Source organism: Ruminococcus turbiniformis, assembly GCF_020687545.1.
Lineage (GTDB): Bacteria > Bacillota > Clostridia > Lachnospirales > Lachnospiraceae > Mediterraneibacter > Mediterraneibacter turbiniformis.
Window position 1 is genome coordinate 52,384 of the sequence record NZ_JAJEQX010000002.1, and the last position, 16,038, is coordinate 68,421.

At 53.4% G+C, this 16,038-nt stretch carries 18 protein-coding genes; 17 read left to right on the forward strand and 1 reads right to left on the reverse strand.

What is annotated here, in order from left to right:
- Positions 1 to 15: 15 nt before the first annotated feature.
- From LKD70_RS01455 to LKD70_RS01475, 5 genes are all read left to right on the forward strand, one after another.
- Positions 16 to 675, forward strand: coding sequence for a YczE/YyaS/YitT family protein (locus LKD70_RS01455; protein ID WP_320442574.1), 660 nt, complete (start codon positions 16 to 18; stop codon positions 673 to 675).
- A gap of 248 nt (positions 676 to 923) precedes the next feature.
- Positions 924 to 1,130, forward strand: a complete 207-nt coding sequence (locus LKD70_RS01460) for an alpha/beta-type small acid-soluble spore protein (protein ID WP_009244730.1) — start codon at positions 924 to 926, stop codon at positions 1,128 to 1,130.
- A gap of 108 nt (positions 1,131 to 1,238) precedes the next feature.
- Entirely contained in the window at positions 1,239 to 1,808 is a 570-nt protein-coding gene (gene rsmD, locus LKD70_RS01465) for a 16S rRNA (guanine(966)-N(2))-methyltransferase RsmD (RefSeq protein ID WP_227706280.1), read from the forward strand.
- Complete coding sequence (gene coaD / locus LKD70_RS01470; protein ID WP_227706281.1) at positions 1,802 to 2,293, forward strand: pantetheine-phosphate adenylyltransferase; 492 nt, start codon at positions 1,802 to 1,804, stop codon at positions 2,291 to 2,293. Before rsmD ends, coaD begins: the two co-directional genes overlap by 7 nt.
- Before the next feature lie 3 nt (positions 2,294 to 2,296).
- Positions 2,297 to 2,887, forward strand: coding sequence for an ATP synthase subunit B family protein (locus LKD70_RS01475; RefSeq protein ID WP_227706282.1), 591 nt, complete (start codon positions 2,297 to 2,299; stop codon positions 2,885 to 2,887).
- 1 nt (position 2,888) lies between these two features.
- On the opposite strand, the gene LKD70_RS01480 is transcribed toward LKD70_RS01475, so the two are convergent.
- Positions 2,889 to 3,827, reverse strand: a complete 939-nt coding sequence (locus tag LKD70_RS01480; protein ID WP_227706283.1) for a transporter — start codon at positions 3,825 to 3,827, stop codon at positions 2,889 to 2,891.
- Positions 3,828 to 4,073: 246 nt separating this feature from the next.
- Here LKD70_RS01480 and LKD70_RS01485 point away from each other — a divergent pair, with 246 nt between their 5' ends.
- From LKD70_RS01485 to hisD, 12 genes are all read left to right on the forward strand, one after another.
- Positions 4,074 to 4,907, forward strand: a complete 834-nt coding sequence (locus LKD70_RS01485; RefSeq protein ID WP_227706284.1) for a M23 family metallopeptidase — start codon at positions 4,074 to 4,076, stop codon at positions 4,905 to 4,907.
- 71 nt (positions 4,908 to 4,978) lie between these two features.
- Positions 4,979 to 6,385 (forward strand): RsmF rRNA methyltransferase first C-terminal domain-containing protein, encoded by a 1,407-nt coding sequence (locus tag LKD70_RS01490; protein WP_227706285.1) that lies wholly within the window; start codon positions 4,979 to 4,981, stop codon positions 6,383 to 6,385.
- Positions 6,382 to 7,089 (forward strand): pseudouridine synthase, encoded by a 708-nt coding sequence (locus LKD70_RS01495; RefSeq protein WP_227706286.1) that lies wholly within the window; start codon positions 6,382 to 6,384, stop codon positions 7,087 to 7,089. Before LKD70_RS01490 ends, LKD70_RS01495 begins: the two co-directional genes overlap by 4 nt.
- The gene (locus LKD70_RS01500) at positions 7,083 to 7,772 is read left to right on the forward strand and encodes an HAD family hydrolase (RefSeq protein WP_227706287.1); all 690 of its coding nucleotides are present in this window, start codon (positions 7,083 to 7,085) and stop codon (positions 7,770 to 7,772) included. The genes LKD70_RS01495 and LKD70_RS01500 overlap by 7 nt, the downstream gene beginning before the upstream one ends.
- Positions 7,762 to 9,720, forward strand: coding sequence for a YgiQ family radical SAM protein (locus LKD70_RS01505; protein ID WP_227706424.1), 1,959 nt, complete (start codon positions 7,762 to 7,764; stop codon positions 9,718 to 9,720). Before LKD70_RS01500 ends, LKD70_RS01505 begins: the two co-directional genes overlap by 11 nt.
- Entirely contained in the window at positions 9,717 to 10,484 is a 768-nt protein-coding gene (locus LKD70_RS01510; RefSeq protein ID WP_227706288.1) for an SDR family NAD(P)-dependent oxidoreductase, read from the forward strand. The genes LKD70_RS01505 and LKD70_RS01510 overlap by 4 nt, the downstream gene beginning before the upstream one ends.
- Positions 10,481 to 11,059 (forward strand): hypothetical protein, encoded by a 579-nt coding sequence (locus LKD70_RS01515; RefSeq protein WP_227706289.1) that lies wholly within the window; start codon positions 10,481 to 10,483, stop codon positions 11,057 to 11,059. Before LKD70_RS01510 ends, LKD70_RS01515 begins: the two co-directional genes overlap by 4 nt.
- 121 nt (positions 11,060 to 11,180) lie before the next feature.
- The gene (locus tag LKD70_RS01520) at positions 11,181 to 12,155 is read left to right on the forward strand and encodes an RluA family pseudouridine synthase (protein WP_227706290.1); all 975 of its coding nucleotides are present in this window, start codon (positions 11,181 to 11,183) and stop codon (positions 12,153 to 12,155) included.
- 5 nt (positions 12,156 to 12,160) lie between these two features.
- On the forward strand, positions 12,161 to 12,694 hold the full coding sequence (locus tag LKD70_RS01525) for a Holliday junction resolvase RecU (protein ID WP_227706291.1): 534 nt from the start codon (positions 12,161 to 12,163) through the stop codon (positions 12,692 to 12,694).
- A gap of 74 nt (positions 12,695 to 12,768) precedes the next feature.
- On the forward strand, positions 12,769 to 14,046 hold the full coding sequence (gene hisZ, locus LKD70_RS01530; RefSeq protein ID WP_227706292.1) for an ATP phosphoribosyltransferase regulatory subunit: 1,278 nt from the start codon (positions 12,769 to 12,771) through the stop codon (positions 14,044 to 14,046).
- 13 nt (positions 14,047 to 14,059) lie between these two features.
- Positions 14,060 to 14,704: an ATP phosphoribosyltransferase gene (gene hisG, locus LKD70_RS01535; protein ID WP_227706293.1), complete on the forward strand. Its 645-nt coding sequence runs from the start codon at positions 14,060 to 14,062 to the stop codon at positions 14,702 to 14,704.
- A 21-nt stretch (positions 14,705 to 14,725) separates the two neighbouring features.
- Positions 14,726 to 16,024 (forward strand): histidinol dehydrogenase, encoded by a 1,299-nt coding sequence (gene hisD / locus LKD70_RS01540; RefSeq protein ID WP_227706294.1) that lies wholly within the window; start codon positions 14,726 to 14,728, stop codon positions 16,022 to 16,024.
- Positions 16,025 to 16,038 lie beyond the last annotated feature (14 nt).

A 16,038-nucleotide genomic window follows, 5' to 3' on the forward strand; every position in this document is an offset into this window, starting at 1 on the left:
ATGAGGGAACCAGCATTGAATCGATTTGAGAATAATATGACCAGACGGTTTGGGATGATGCTGACCGGAAATCTTTTTATCAGCATCTGTGTCGGATGCTACCGTTTAAGCGGGATGGGCGTTGACGCATTCACCTGCCTGAATCTCGGAATCAGCGGATTTATCGGCATGGGATTCGGAACATGGCAGCTTATCATGAATGTCTTCCTTTTTGTCTTCGTCATTATTTTTGCCCGCGGCCTGATCGGAGCGGGAACCATCGTCAATATGGTCTGTGTCGGCTATATTGCAGACTTTATGTGCTGGCTTGTGCTGGATACGGCGGAGATAAACATGACTTTTGCGCTCCGCATTTTCATGCTCCTTCTGGGCTGTCTTTTCTCGGCTCTGGGCGTGGCGTTTTACATGGAGGCCGACATGGGACTTTCCCCTTACGACAGTGTGGCGCCGATTATTGAAAAACTGTCAAAAAACAGGATTCCGTTCCGGAACGCCCGGGTGATCGGCGATATCACCAGCGTGGTAACCGGCGTGATTTTCTGTCTGGCCGGCCGCGACAGCCTTGCGATGATCATCGGCGTCGGTACCGTGATCAATGCCTGCTTCAACGGGCCGCTGATCCAGTTTTTCAGAACCCACGTCAGCGAGCCCATGCTCAGGGCAAAGGCAGTCTGATCTGCCTGACCTGCATACGGACCGGCGTGCAGAGAAGCGTTTAAAAAAGCTGCTACGAATTTCCAGTTTAAAAGAGAAAATCCTCCACATACTATGGATGTAACATAAACAACCGGACAGCGGACGTATGAAACCCGGCTGCAGATGAAAGCGGCGGATTACATACAGATGCAGCCGGGGATATGTTGCAAAAACAAACGAACGCAGCCTGAACAGACTGCGGAAGATGCAAAAGGAGGAAATTGATCATGGCAAGTCGTTCATCAAACAGAGCAGCAGTGCCTGAGGCAAAGGGCGCTCTGGACAAATTCAAGTACGAAGTGGCCAGCGAGCTGGGGGTACCGTTATCTGACGGATACAACGGCGATCTCACATCCAAACAGAACGGATCTGTTGGAGGATATATGGTCAAGAAGATGATCGAACAGCAGGAAAAGCAGATGGCTGGCAAATAGCCTTTTTCCCAAAATCGATGAGAAAAGTGCCCGGGATTGACCTGGGCGCTTTTTTCTGATAAAATTCTGCGTAGTAAAAAAGCTGAATTTTACCAGAGGTGTCGATTTATGAGAGTGATTGCCGGAAGCGCAAGGAGCCTGAGGCTCAAAACCCCCGAAGGCATGGCTACAAGGCCGACCACGGACAGGATCAAGGAGACGCTGTTCAACATCATCGGTCCGTCCATGTATGACTGTACTTTCCTCGATCTCTTCAGCGGAAGCGGAGGGATCGGCATCGAGGCGTTAAGCCGGGGCGCAAGGGAAGCTGTTTTTGTGGAGAGCAGCCCGAAGGCCATGAAGTGCATCAAGGAAAACTTAACCTTCACCCGTCTTGCTCCGAAGGCACTTACTGTCACGTCCGACGTCATGAACGCCCTCTGCCGGCTGGAGGGGGAAAAGGTCTTTGATTTCATTTTCATGGACCCGCCCTATGACCAGGGATATGAGAGGCGTGTGCTTGAGTATCTTTCGGAATCAGAGCTTGCGTACGAGGATACACTTATCATCGTCGAGGCTTCTCTGGACACAGATTTTTCCTATGCGGAGGAGATCGGCTTTTCGCTGATACGTGAAAAAAGATATAAGACAAACAAGCATGTATTTTTAGAGAGAGCGGGGAGAGAGGAAATATGTTGAGAGCGATCTATCCGGGCAGCTTTGACCCGGTTACATACGGGCATCTGGATATCATCCGCAGATCATGCAAAATCGTGGATGATCTCATCGTCGGAGTGCTGAATAATAAGGCGAAAATGCCGTTGTTTTCTGTGGAAGAACGTGTTAAAATGTTAGAGGATGTGACGAAAGAATTCGGAAATGCCAGGATCGTTCCTTTCGACGGGCTTCTTGTCGACTTTGCGTCGCGGATGGAAGCGGGACTGGTGATCCGCGGACTGCGCGCGATCACTGACTTCGAGTACGAACTTCAGATGTCGCAGACGAATCATAAGCTGGAACCAAATGTTGAGACAATGTTTTTGACAACCGGAATTGAATATTCATATTTGAGTTCCACCACAGTGAGGGAGATAGCAGCCTTTGGGGGAGATCTGTCACAGTTTGTGCCGGAGGCTGTCGCTGAGGAACTTAAAAAAAAGATGAACGATAAAAGGAGAGTGTAATTAATGAGCAGTCGTATTGAGCAGATTATCGAAGAAATCGAAGAGTACATCGACAGGGACTGTAAATTCCAGCCGCTGTCCACAACAAAAATCATCGTGAACAAAGAGCATCTGGATGAGCTTTTAAGAGAGCTCCGCATGAAAACTCCGGACGAGATCAAGCGTTATCAGAAAATCATTGCCAACCGTGACGCGATCCTCGCGGACGCTCAGGCAAAAGCAGAGGCCATGATCGAGGAGGCGCAGGTCCAGACAACTGAGCTCGTCAGCGAGCATGAGATCATGCAGCAGGCGTACGCGCAGGCAAACGAAATCGTGACACAGGCCACTGCTCAGGCTCAGGAGATTATCGACAATGCTACCGCTGACGCCAATGCGATCCGCATCGGCGCGATCCAGTACACAGATGATCTTCTGGCAAATGCGGAGAGCATCATCGGCCACACGCTTGACAGTTACACTACAAAGTATGACGGACTGATCAACTCCCTTCAGGAGTGCTACGACACCGTCAGATCCAACCGCGCGGAACTTGAGATTCCCGAGGAGGATACGGACGGATACGGTTCCGGCGACGGAAACAGTCAGGTATAACCTAAAAAAACCGAATACAGAAGTATGCAATGCAACTGGCTGCCGCTGCGGCAGTCAGTTTTTGTATGAGATAAGGAGTCATTTTAAGCCCGGTTCCCTGAATCATACAGCTCGTCTGTGCGGCTGCGCATAACCCTCCGAAGGCGGAGAGCCCCGCAATCGCGGCGTATGAAAGCGCGGGATCTGCAATTCTGTCGTGGAGCATCACGACCCCGTTTGTGATCTCAAGTGACGGAAGAAGGAATCCGAGAAGCGGGATCTTCTCCCCGGGTGTTTCCATAAGCGCAATGAGAACCGAAAAAAAGATGATATACCCGCCCACTTTGACAATCGATTCAAAACTGTCCATCATGCACCTGTCAAATGCCGCAAAATCAAGCCGTCTTTTATCCCCGGAGCCTTTTGGATCAGCAAGGTCTGGAAACGCGCCCCGACCTCCAAGATAAAACCGCCGGAATATCAAACTTGCAGCCGCCGGAACGAGCAGCAGAACTGCAAGTGTCAGCGAAAGAAGATCGCTGCGCCCGAGGGTCTTCCACACAATAAAATTCATGATAAAGACCGGGCTTATATTGTTGCAGAAGGAGAGCAGGTATTCCCCTTCCTCATAAGAGATCTTCCCCTCTCTTAAAAGATCCGCCGTCACTTTCGCTCCCATGGGATATCCGCAGAGAAACCCTGCCAGCACCGCAAAGGAACCGTTTCCCGACGTGGCAAATATTTTCCTGCAGATTCCTCCGAAGAGATAGGAGATCAGCTTAAGTCCTCCGCCTGCGAGCAGAAGAGAGGCAATCAGCATGAACGGGAACAGAGTGGGAAATACGATCTGAAACCAGAGGAGAAGCCCTTCCTCCGCCCCGTGAAAGACCTCGCGTGGGAAAGCGAGCATTGCGGCAAAGAGAAGCACCGCCCCGATTCCGCCCGGCAGCTGTCTTATCATAATTTTCCGCCTCCTTTCCGTGTCTGCCGCGGCAGCCGCGCAGACCTGTTTTTGCTGTTTTCTGCTGCTTTCTGCCGTTTCTCAGCGCCATATACAGCTGTATATAACTGATATATGACGAAGTTCTGCGCTTTATGAGCCCTTAGCTGGCGTTTGCTTCCTGCGCTGTCCGCCGCGAAGTGCCTCATATCTCCCGGAAAGATTCATATACTGTAACAATATGGATTCGGGAAAGGAGTCTGCTTTTTGAGAACCTTTCTTCGCCTGTTTTTGCGGGATCTGTTTCTGCTCTTTCTCCTTGTGCTGTTCGCCTCCATCTGGCCGGCTCATCTCCGGTATGAAGGGGAGCTTTCCCGTCTTTCGGAGAAGACGGTTTCCTCCCCGGAATTCCGCCGCCAGAGTTTAAGTCCTGAGGCGGCCGAAACGATAGCGGCGCTTAAAAATCCGGGAGAATACCTGGCCGTGTACTGGCTGGAGAGCGATTTTAACATGGAGACATCTCCTGTCTCTTTCGATGATGCATCCTCTCTCCGCGGCCGCTGGGATAAGCTTCCGGAATGGAGCAGTTATCTGAATGCCTGCCGGGCCGTGTGGGATGATCTCGCCTATTTTCCGGTTGCCCGCGACAGTACGGGAGTACTTTCGGTCTCTTTTGAGGACTCCTGGATGTTTGAGCGCACCTACCAGGGAGAACGGGGCCACGAAGGGACAGACATTATGCCGTCCGTGAACAAAAACGGGGTCTTCCCTGTGGTAAGCATGACTGACGGTGTGGTGGAAGAGAAGGGCTGGCTGGAACTCGGCGGGTACCGGATCGGCATCCGCGCTCCGAAGGGCGCTTACTTCTATTACGCCCACCTGGACTCCTACGCACAGATCGAGGTGGGAGATGAGGTAAAAGCCGGAGACCTGCTCGGATTTATGGGAGATACCGGCTACGGAACGGAGGAGGGAACGCGGGGAAAGTTCCCCGTTCACCTCCATCTCGGCATCTATATCTGTCCGGACGAAGAGGAGTTCAGCGTCAATCCGTACCCTGCGCTCTGCTATCTGAAAGAGAAAACCGTCAGTTTCCGATGAACCGGCGGAAAGGGTTCCGTCCGCGGAAAAAACATGTTATACTGTCCTTTGTGAAGTATGGAGGAAAAAAGATGAATCTGCCAGCAGCATTTGAAGAAAAAATGAAGAGCCTTCTCGGCACGGAAGAATATGAAGACTATCTGAGATGTTTCGACGAACCGAGGTATTACGGACTCCGCGTCAACACTGCGAAGATCTCAGTGAAAGAATTTTTGAAAATATCCCCCTGGCCCCTTGAGCCGGTTCCCTGGATCCGCAACGGATTTTACTATGACGGCGAGAGCTGTCATCCCGCAAGGCATCCTTACTATTTTGCGGGACTGTACTATCTCCAGGAACCGAGCGCCATGACTCCGGCGGACCGGCTCCCCATCTCTCCGGGAGACCGCGTGCTGGACGTATGCGCCGCGCCCGGAGGAAAAGCGACGGAACTCGGCGCCCGCCTCTGCGGCGAGGGTGTACTGGCCGCAAACGACCTGAGCAGTTCCAGAGCCAAGGGACTTTTAAAAAACCTGGAACTCTTCGGCATCGGAAATGTCCTTGTCTTAAGCGAGGAACCCGGAAAGCTGATTCCTTATTTCCGGGAATATTTTGACAAGATCCTCATTGATGCGCCATGCTCCGGAGAGGGCATGTTTCGAAAAGACCGGAAAATGATCCGGGCATGGGAAGAGCACGGCCCGGAGTTCTTTTCAAAAATGCAGAAAAGCATCGTCACCCAGGCAGCGCAGATGCTCCGGCCGGGCGGCATGATGCTCTATTCCACATGCACATTTTCCCCTGAGGAAAATGAGCAGACAGTCGAATACCTTTTAAAAGAATACCCGGAATTTTCCCTCTGTGAAATGGAAGGTTATGAAGGGTTCTGCCCCGGAATTGCGGACGCCGCGCTCACGCCGGATGCAGCGCTTGAAAAAACAGTCCGCATCTTTCCGCACCGCATGAAAGGCGAGGGACACTTCGTAGCTCTCCTGAAAAAAGGAGATGTCGGACCGGCCTGTGAAGAATTTCCCCCGGTCCGGACTTATGAGCGGCGCCAGTACAAAAAACCGCTTCCGGAAGAGCTCAGTGACTTCCTGAAACTCGTCAGAAGACCGCTGGATCCCTCCAGGATCGACATTCGCGCGGAGCGGGCATACTACATGCCGGAGGATCTCCCTGATTTGAGCGGGGTGCGGTTCCTTCGCACCGGACTTCTCCTCGGGGAGCTGAAAAAGAACCGCTTTGAGCCCAGCCAGGCTCTGGCCATGAACCTGAAAAAGGAAGAGTTTGCGAACACGGTGGACCTCTCCGCAGACGACGGCCGTGTCATCCGCTATTTAAAAGGCGAGACGCTGGACTTAAGCGATCTTGTCTCACAGAAGGAAAAGGGCTGGTATCTTGTCTGTGTGGACGGCTATCCGCTGGGCTTCGGAAAACTGGGCGGACAGACGCTGAAAAACAAATATCTCCCGGGATGGCGGTGGCAGTCCGTATGAAACTCCGGCTGGACAAGTACCTCTCCGACATGGGCTGCGGCACAAGGAGCCAGGTACGAAGGGATATCTCAAAAGGACTCGTCTCCGTCAACGGAGTCCCCGCAGGGAAAGCGGATTTAAAGATTGATGCCGGGACAGATCTCGTCACCGTGAACAACGTCCCGGTCGTTTACGAAAAGTATGAGTACTATATGCTCAACAAGCCGGCGGGAGTCGTCTCCGCAACCGAAGACAGAAGAGACAGAACCGTCCTGGATCTGATCCGCGATAAGAAAAGAGATGATCTCTTTCCCGTGGGCCGCCTTGACAAGGATACAGAAGGGCTCCTTCTTATCACAAACGACGGCGCCCTGGCACACCGCCTCCTCTCGCCCAAAAAGCATGTGGACAAAGTGTATTTTGCGCGAGTGCAGGGAGAAGTGACGGAGGCGGACGCAGAGCTGTTCTCCCGGGGAGTCGACATCGGGGATGAGCGTCCGACGCTTCCCGCTGTCCTTGAGATCGTAAATTCCGGTGCCTGCTCCGAAGTTCTTCTTACTATCCGGGAGGGGCGGTTCCATCAGGTGAAGCGGATGTTTCACGCCGTCGGAAAGGAAGTTGTCTATTTAAAACGGCTTCAGATGGGGCCGCTGAAACTGGATGAAACACTGGCTCCGGGAGAGTACCGGAAGCTGAAGAAAGAAGAGGTAGATGCGTTATGCTGACAGGGAAAAAAGCGGTCATATTCGACATGGACGGAACCCTCGTGGACTCCATGTGGATCTGGCCCGAGGTGGACCGGATCTATATGGGAAAATACGGGCTGACCCAGCCGGATACTTTTCACAAGGACATTGAGGGCATGAGCTACACGGAGACCGCCCAGTATTTTGTCGACACCTTCCGGACACTGAACCGGACCCGCGAGCAGGTCATGCAGGAATGGCGGGAGATGACGACAGATCTCTACGCGACACGCGTCTTCCCGAAACGGGGCGCCCTGGACTTTCTTAAGGCCATGAAAGCCCGCGGCGTCCTTCTCGGAATCGCCACAAGCAACGACCGAAGCATCGCGGATGCGGCGCTGAATGCCCGGGATCTTGCCGGATACTTTGACTCTGTGAGGACTTCCTGCGAGGTGTCCGCGGGCAAACCGGCCCCTGACGTCTATTTAAAGGTGGCGGAGGACCTCCGCGTTGATCCCCGGGAATGTCTTGTCTTCGAGGATGTCCCGAAGGGGATTCTCGCCGGGAAGAACGCGGGGATGGAAGTCTGCGCCGTGGACGATGAATTTTCCCGGCCGTGGGACAGCGAGAAGCGGCGGCTTGCAGACTATTTTATCCGGGATTATTACGATATCCGGGACAATACTTACGAAAGGTGCGCACACAGAACTGATGAAACATAAATTCTTGCCGGTAAACAAATCGGAGATGGAAGAGAGAGGATGGGACCAGGTTGATTTCGCCTATGTGATCGGCGACGCCTATGTTGACCACCCTTCCTTCGGACATGCGGTCATAAGCCGCGTGCTGGAAGCCCACGGCTATCGGGTGGGAATCATCTCCCAGCCGGACTGGAAAGACCCGAAAAGCATCGCAGTCTTCGGGGAACCCCGGCTTGGCTTCCTTGTCAGCGCCGGAAATATGGATTCCATGGTGAATCACTACTCCGTTTCAAAGAAGCGACGCAGAACAGACGCCTACACCCCGGGAGGGAAGATGGGAAAGCGGCCGGATTATGCCTGTGCCGTCTACGGGAACCTGATCCGTCAGACTTACAAGAAGACGCCGGTCATTTTAGGCGGAATCGAGGCCAGTCTGCGCAGGCTGGCACACTATGACTACTGGTCCGACAGGATCAAACGCTCCATTCTCCTAGACTCCGGAGCCGATATGATCTCCTACGGAATGGGAGAGCACTCCATCGTCGAGATCGCCGATGCGCTGGATGCGGGAATTCCCGTGGAGGAGCTGACTTACATCGCGGGGACGGTCGTTAAGGTCAGGGACAAAGACCGGATCCCGGACGCGGAATTTCTGCCCTCCTTTGCGGAGCTGACAGAGGACCGGCTTGCCTATGCAAAAAGCTTTTATACCCAGTATCGGAACACGGATCCCTTCCAGGCAAAACAGCTTGCGGAGCCTTATTCCGACCACCTCTGGGTTGTGCAGAACCCGCCGTCCCTGCCTCTCTCCACAGAGGAGATGGACGACGTCTACGGTCTTGACTACGCGCGCACCTATCATCCTTCCTATGAGGAGAAGGGCGGCGTCCCGGCCATATCCGAGATCCGCTTCAGCCTGATCAGCAGCCGCGGCTGCTTCGGCGGATGCAGCTTCTGCGCCCTCACCTTCCACCAGGGACGGATCGTCCAGGTGCGCAGCCACGATTCGCTTCTGAAAGAGGCGGAAGCGATCACCCATGAACCGGATTTTAAAGGATACATCCACGATGTGGGAGGGCCTACCGCTAATTTCCGTCATCCCTCCTGCGCAAAGCAGACCCGCTGCGGCGTGTGTAAGGACCGGCAGTGCCTCTTCCCCGCGCCCTGCAGAAACCTGGACGCCGATCACAGCGATTACGTCCGGCTTCTGAAAAAACTGCGGGACATTCCGGAAGTGAAAAAGGTGTTTATCCGGTCGGGAATCCGTTTCGACTATCTTCTGGCAGAGAAGAAAGATCATTTTCTCCGCGAACTGTGCGAATACCACGTAAGCGGCCAGCTGAAAGTCGCGCCGGAGCATGTTTCGGATCCTGTGCTCTCGCTGATGGGGAAACCGGAACACGCAGTCTACACAAAGTTTACAGAGAAGTTTGAGCAGATGAACAGAAAGCTTGGGAAGAAGCAGTATCTTGTTCCCTATCTGATGTCATCCCACCCGGGCTCTACGCTCAAAGAAGCGGTAAAGCTGGCGGAATACTGCCGGGACCTGGGCTATATGCCGGAGCAGGTGCAGGATTTCTATCCGACGCCGTCCACCCTCTCCACATGCATGTACTATACCGGAGTGGATCCCCGGACAATGAAGCCTGTGTACGTGCCGAGAAGCCCTCACGAAAAGGCCATGCAGCGGGCGCTCATACAGTATAAAAACCCGGAGCTCTACGATCTGGTAAACGAGGCCCTTCACCGGGCGGGGCGCACGGACCTGATCGGATACGGGCCCAGGTGCCTGATCCGTCCGCGCAGGAATGGAGAGAAATCGGGTTCGTCCGGCGAGAGAAAACCGGGCGCATCCCGTGAGCGGAAACCGGGCATGTCCGGCAGAGGGAACGGAACCGCCGCTCCGGGACGTCCAAAAAAGAAGAAGACCATCCGCAACATACACAGGAAGAAGGATAACCGCCGATGAAAATTGCAGCAGTGACCGGAGCCTCTTCCGGAATGGGAAGAGAGTTCGTCCGGCAGATCAGTTGTTTTTATAAAAATCTCGATGAGATCTGGGTTGTGGCAAGGAGGAAAGACCGTCTGGAGGCACTCCGGGACGAGTGCCGCATCCCCTTGCGGATCTTCGCCGGAGACCTGACGAAGAAACAGGTGTACCGGGAGTATCACAGTGCATTGAAAGAGTACGCACCGGATGTGCGCATCCTGGTAAACGCCGCCGGTTTCGGAAAGTCCGGCACTTTCCGGGAGATCGCCTCCGAGGGGAAACGGATTCAGACGGACATGGTAGATTTAAACTGCCGCGCACTCACCCGGATGACCCAGATCACGCTGCCATACATGGGGAAGTGCGGCCGCATCATAAACCTTGCATCGGCAGCCGCATTCTGCCCGCAGCCCTCGTTCGCCGTCTACGCCGCAACCAAGTCCTATGTCTTAAGCTTCTCACAGGCACTCGGGGCAGAGCTCCGGCCTTCCGGCATCAGCGTGACCGCAGTGTGCCCGGGGCCGGTAGACACAGAGTTTTTCACGGTCAGCGGGGCGCTCACAAACCCGCTGAAGAAACTGACCATGGCGAAGGCCCCTCAGGTCGTAAGAAGAGCGCTTGAAGACAGCAGGAAGCGGAAAGCCTTATCCGTATACGGAACGGGAATGAAAGCCGCCCGGCTGGGGGCAAAGCTTGTCCCCCACAGTTTGATTTTAAAAGCAGAGGAGTTACTGATACAATGAAGAAAAAAGAAAAAGGAACACCCGGATATCTGGATTACAAAAAGAAAGTGGAAATCCTGCGCACCGTGATTTATTTCGGCATCGTTGCGGCAGTCTTTTTCCTCGGTTATTTTCAGACGGGAACAAGACTGAACATGCTCACCGTCGTCGCGGTCCTCGGCTGCCTGCCTTCGGCAAAGGCTCTGACCGGCGTAATCACCCGGATTCCGTACTCATCCATTGACAGCAAAAGAGCGGAGGATATCGCCTCAAAGACATCCCACCTGACTGTATGCTACGATATGGTCATCACAAGCGAGGAAAAGATCATGCCGGTGGACTGCATCGTCATCTCCGGGTACAACATCTTCGGATATACGCGCAGCAGGAAAGTGGACTTAAAGGCGCTCTCGCAGCATATCCGGAAGATTCTTGCGATGAACCACTTCACAGACTACACCGTGCGCGTCTTAAACGAGTATACTCCGTTTATCACCCGCGCAGAAGGACTTGACAATATCGCGGCAGTTGAGAAAGAGGACACGAAAGAGACGGAAGAGGCTGTGCGTCATCTGATCCTTAATATATCTCTCTGATATTCTGATATCCGGCTGCAATGCGGCTGGCGTCAGACGGAAGAGTCCGGCTGAGGATTCAGACTGAGAATCCAGGCGGGAGAGCTGCACAGATGCGAAAAAATGAAAGGAGAATTGCCCCATGCGGGAGATCACCATCAGAGCAAATGAAGCCGGACAGCGCTTCGACAAATTTCTCGGGAAATATATGGATAAGGCGCCGAAGAGCTTCTTCTATAAGATGCTCCGCAAGAAAAACATTACGCTGAACGGGAAGAAAGCAGCCGGTTCCGAAAAGCTCTGCGAAGGGGATCTCGTAAAGCTCTTTCTCTCTGACGAGACCATCGACGGGTTTTCGTCCCGGGTCATTCTTCCTTCCGGTTCCAAAAACCTCCGCCCGGCAATTCTCTACGAGGACAGCCAGGTAATCTTTTTCGACAAACCGGCGGGAATGCTCTCCCAGAAAGCAGCGGCAGACGACTTCTCCCTTGTAGAATACCTCATCGAATATCTGACGGAGAGCGGACAGCTTGCGGAAGATGATCTTCGCGCCTTCCGCCCATCAGTGTGCAACCGGCTTGACCGCAATACAAGCGGCATCGTGGCCGCCGGGAAGACACTTGCCGCGCTCCAGGAACTAAGCGCCATGTTCCGGGACCGCAGCATGAAGAAGTACTATATGACTCTTGTAAAGGGGCATGTCAGCGAAGGCCGGCTGATCCGCGGGTATCTCACAAAAGATCCCCGGACGAACCGGGTCGCCTTCTCTGAGACGGAACTTGAAAGCGCCGCCCCCATCGAAACGGAATACCGGCCTTTGTGCACGGGGGAGCGGACCACTCTCCTTGAAGTACATCTGATCACGGGAAAGACACACCAGATCCGCGCACACTTGGCCTCCCAGGGGCATCCAATCGCAGGGGATCCCAAATACGGAGATCCGTCTTTCAACGGGATCTTCCGGGAAAAATACGGTCTGAGATGTCAGCTTCTCCACGCGGCAAGGATCTGTATTCCCGAATGTGAAGGCGCACTGGAGCCGCTTTCCGGGAAGGAGATCACGTCTCCTCTGCCGGAGCTTTTCCGGAAAATATGCCAGGAAGAAGGAGTGCTTTAGAGAAGATGGCGACATGGAATTCAAGAGGGCTTCGCGGCTCCACACTGGAAGAATTTATCAACCATACAAACGAACGCTACACGGACATGGGCCTTGCGCTGATCCAGAAAATCCCGACGCCGATCACACCGGTGCAGATCGATCAGTCAAACCGGCACATCACCCTTGCGTACTTTGACAAGGTCAGCACCGTGGACTATATCGGCGCGGTTCAGGGCATTCCGATCTGCTTTGACGCGAAGGAGTGCAGGGCAGATACCTTTCCACTGCAGAATGTACACGCCCATCAGATGGACTTTATGGAAAAGTTTGAGCGCCAGGGCGGCATCTCTTTTCTGCTGATCTATTATACCGCAAGAGAAGAGCTCTATTATATGAGATACAAACAGATCAGAAAGTTCTGGGACAGGGCGCAGGCTGGCGGCCGCAAGAGCTTCCGCTTCGATGAACTGGAACCCGGATGGTTTATGAAACTGAAAAACGGCTACTTCGTCCCTTATCTTGACTATATCCAGAAAGATCTGGACTGCAGGGATTGACAGACAAAGGGAAAATCCGTATAATGACAAGAGGTTTTAACGTGTTAGCACAGTAAAGTGAAGGAGGACATCATATGGAACAGAAACTTCATACGCCGGAGGGCGTAAGGGACATCTACAACAGAGAATGTGAGACAAAGCTTACCCTTCAGAAAAAGCTCAGTACCGTACTTCATCTTTACGGATATCATGATATACAGACGCCTACATTTGAGTATTACGACGTGTTCCGGGAAGAGATCGGATCGACTTCCACACAGGAGCTCTATAAGTTTTTCGACCGGGAAGGAAACATCCTCGCACTGCGGCCTGACATTACACCGTCCGTTGCCCGTGCGGCCGCCACGCTTTTCGAGGCGGAAGATTTTCCGATCCGCCTCTGCTACGCGGGAAATACGTTTATCAATCACACAAGCTACCGGGGACGTTTAAAGGAAAACACCCAGCTCGGGGCAGAGCTGATCGGCCTGGACTCCATCGAGGCGGATGCTGAGATGATTGCCATGGTTGCTGACGGATTAAAAAAGACCGGCCTGAATGAATTTCAGATCAACCTGGGGCACGTCGATTTCATCCAGGGTCTTCTCTGCGGCATCGACTTTGGTCCGGATGAGGAGGAAAAAGAAGCGCAGATCAAAGAGATCCGGACGCTGATCAACAACCGGAATTTCTTTGGCCTGGATGAGATGCTCGACAATCTGAACGTGAAGGAAAACATCCGCAGAGCGTTTTCCGTCCTGCCGGAACTGGTCGGCGGACCGGAAGTGCTGGATAGAGCGTTTCAGGCTGCGCCGGATTTAAACGCCCGGCTGGGTATCACACGGCTTCAGAACATTTACCGTCTGCTGAAGCTTTACAAGGCGGAAGACCACGTCACCTTTGACCTGAGCATGACCGGAAGCTACGGATACTATACGGGAATCATTTTCCGCGCGTATACATACGGAACCGGAGACGCCGTGGTAAGAGGAGGGCGGTATGACCACCTGCTCGAGAAATTCGGAAAGAGCACACCGTCTATCGGTTTTGCGATCATCCTGGATGAGCTGATGAGCGCGCTGTCCCGCCAGCGGATCAGCGTGGATCCCATCCGCCGCAATCTGATCGTCTATACGGACTCCACAGAGGAGCAGGCGGTCTCCCTGGCCTGCAGTTTTCGCGAGAAAGGCCGCAACATCGAACTTGTGAAGCGTTCGGCGGATGAAGGACGCGCAAAGTACGAAGAGTTCGCCAAGCGTGCCGGAGCCGCCGCCATGCTCTATCTGACCGATGAGAGTACGGTGGAGATGGTAAATCCGGAAACCGGGGAAGTGAAAACCGTGAAGATGAAAAAGCAGGATGAAAGGGATTAAAGGAGCGTGACATATGAGGTATTTAACATTCGCCCTCACAAAGGGAAGACTTGCAAATAAGACGCTGGAGATGCTCGAAAAGCTCGGCATCACCTGCGATGAGATGAAAGACAAGGATTCGAGAAAACTGATCTTCACAAACGAGGAACTCAGGCTGAAGTTCTTTCTCGCAAAAGGTCCCGACGTTCCTACCTATGTGGAGTACGGCGCCGCGGATATCGGCGTGGTCGGAAAAGACACAATCATCGAAGAGGGGCGCAAGGTACACGAAGTACTGGATCTCGGTTTCGGGAAATGCCGGATGTGTGTGTGCGGCTATGAGGATGCGGCGGAGCTCTTAAAGCATCATGAGCTGATCCGGGTCGCCACCAAATATCCGAAAATTGCAAAAGACTATTTCTATAATAAAAAACATCAGACCGTGGAGATCATCAAGATGAACGGCTCCATCGAGCTTGCCCCCATCGTCGGGCTCTCCGAGGTGATTGTGGATATCGTTGAGACCGGTTCCACGCTGAAGGAGAACGGGCTTGTCGTTCTGGAGGAAGTGTGTCCTCTCTCGGCGAGAATGATTGTAAATCCGGTCAGTATGCGGATGGAAAATGACAGAATCAAATCTCTGATCACGGATCTGAGAGCCATGTTAAGAGAAGGATAGCGGGGAGGTTTTTTAAGTACGATGCGAATTGAAAAACTGGATCAGAATACAAAGACAGATCTGCTGGAGTCTCTCTTAAAGAGAAGCCCCAACAGCTACGGAGAATATGAGGAGCGTGTGCGCGTCATTCTGAATGATGTGAAAGCGCGCAGGGACGCGGCACTCTTTGAATACACGAAGAAATTCGACGGAGCGGATATCAGCGCGGAGAATATTCTCGTGACGGAAGAAGAGATCGAGGAAGCGTACCGGGAGGTGGATCCCGGCCTTGTGGAAATTATCCGAAAGGCGCTTGTCAACATCCGTTCCTACCATGAGAAACAGATGCAGTACAGCTGGTTTGACAGCAAACCGGACGGGACGATTCTGGGGCAGAAGGTGACGCCTCTTCAGAGAGTAGGTGTGTATGTGCCCGGAGGAAAGGCGGCTTATCCGTCCTCTGTGCTCATGAATATTCTTCCCGCGAAAGTGGCAGGCGTGGATGAGATCATTATGATGACTCCGCCGGGGAAAGACGGCCGTGTCACACCGACCACCCTTGTCGCCGCAAAGGAAGCGGGCGCGGACCGCATTTTCAAGGCGGGCGGCGCGCAGGCGATCGGAGCCCTTGCCTACGGGACAGAGAGCATCCCGAAAGTGGATAAGATCGTCGGCCCCGGCAACATCTATGTGGCCCTTGCGAAGAAGGCCGTATACGGACATGTCAGCATTGACTCTGTCGCGGGCCCCAGCGAGATTCTCGTCCTGGCGGATGAGACGGCAAATCCCCGGTATGTGGCGGCTGATCTTCTCTCACAGGCAGAGCACGACGAGCTTGCGAGCGCGATTCTCGTCACGACAAGTATGGAGCTTGCCGAAAAGGTATCTGACTGGACCGATCAGTTTATAAAAGAGCTCTCCCGGGGAGAGATCATTCAGAAGTCGCTTGACAACTACGGCCACATCCTTGTGGCGGACACCCTGGACGATGCCGTCGACGCGGCAAATGAGATTGCCTCCGAGCACATGGAGATTGTAACTGCCAATCCGTTTGAAGTCATGACAAAAATCCGCAACGCCGGCGCCATCTTCCTGGGAGAATACTCAAGCGAGCCTCTGGGCGATTACTTTGCGGGGCCGAACCACGTGCTGCCTACAAACGGCACGGCGAAATTCTTCTCTCCGCTGTCTGTTGACGATTTTATCAAAAAGTCGAGCATTATCTCCTACTCAAAAGGAGCGCTCGAAAAGATTCATACCGATATCGAGCGTTTCGCCGAGGCGGAACACCTGACCGCTCACGCCAATTCCGTCCGGGTGCGCTTTGACGGAAAAGACTGACAAAGGAGGTGTGT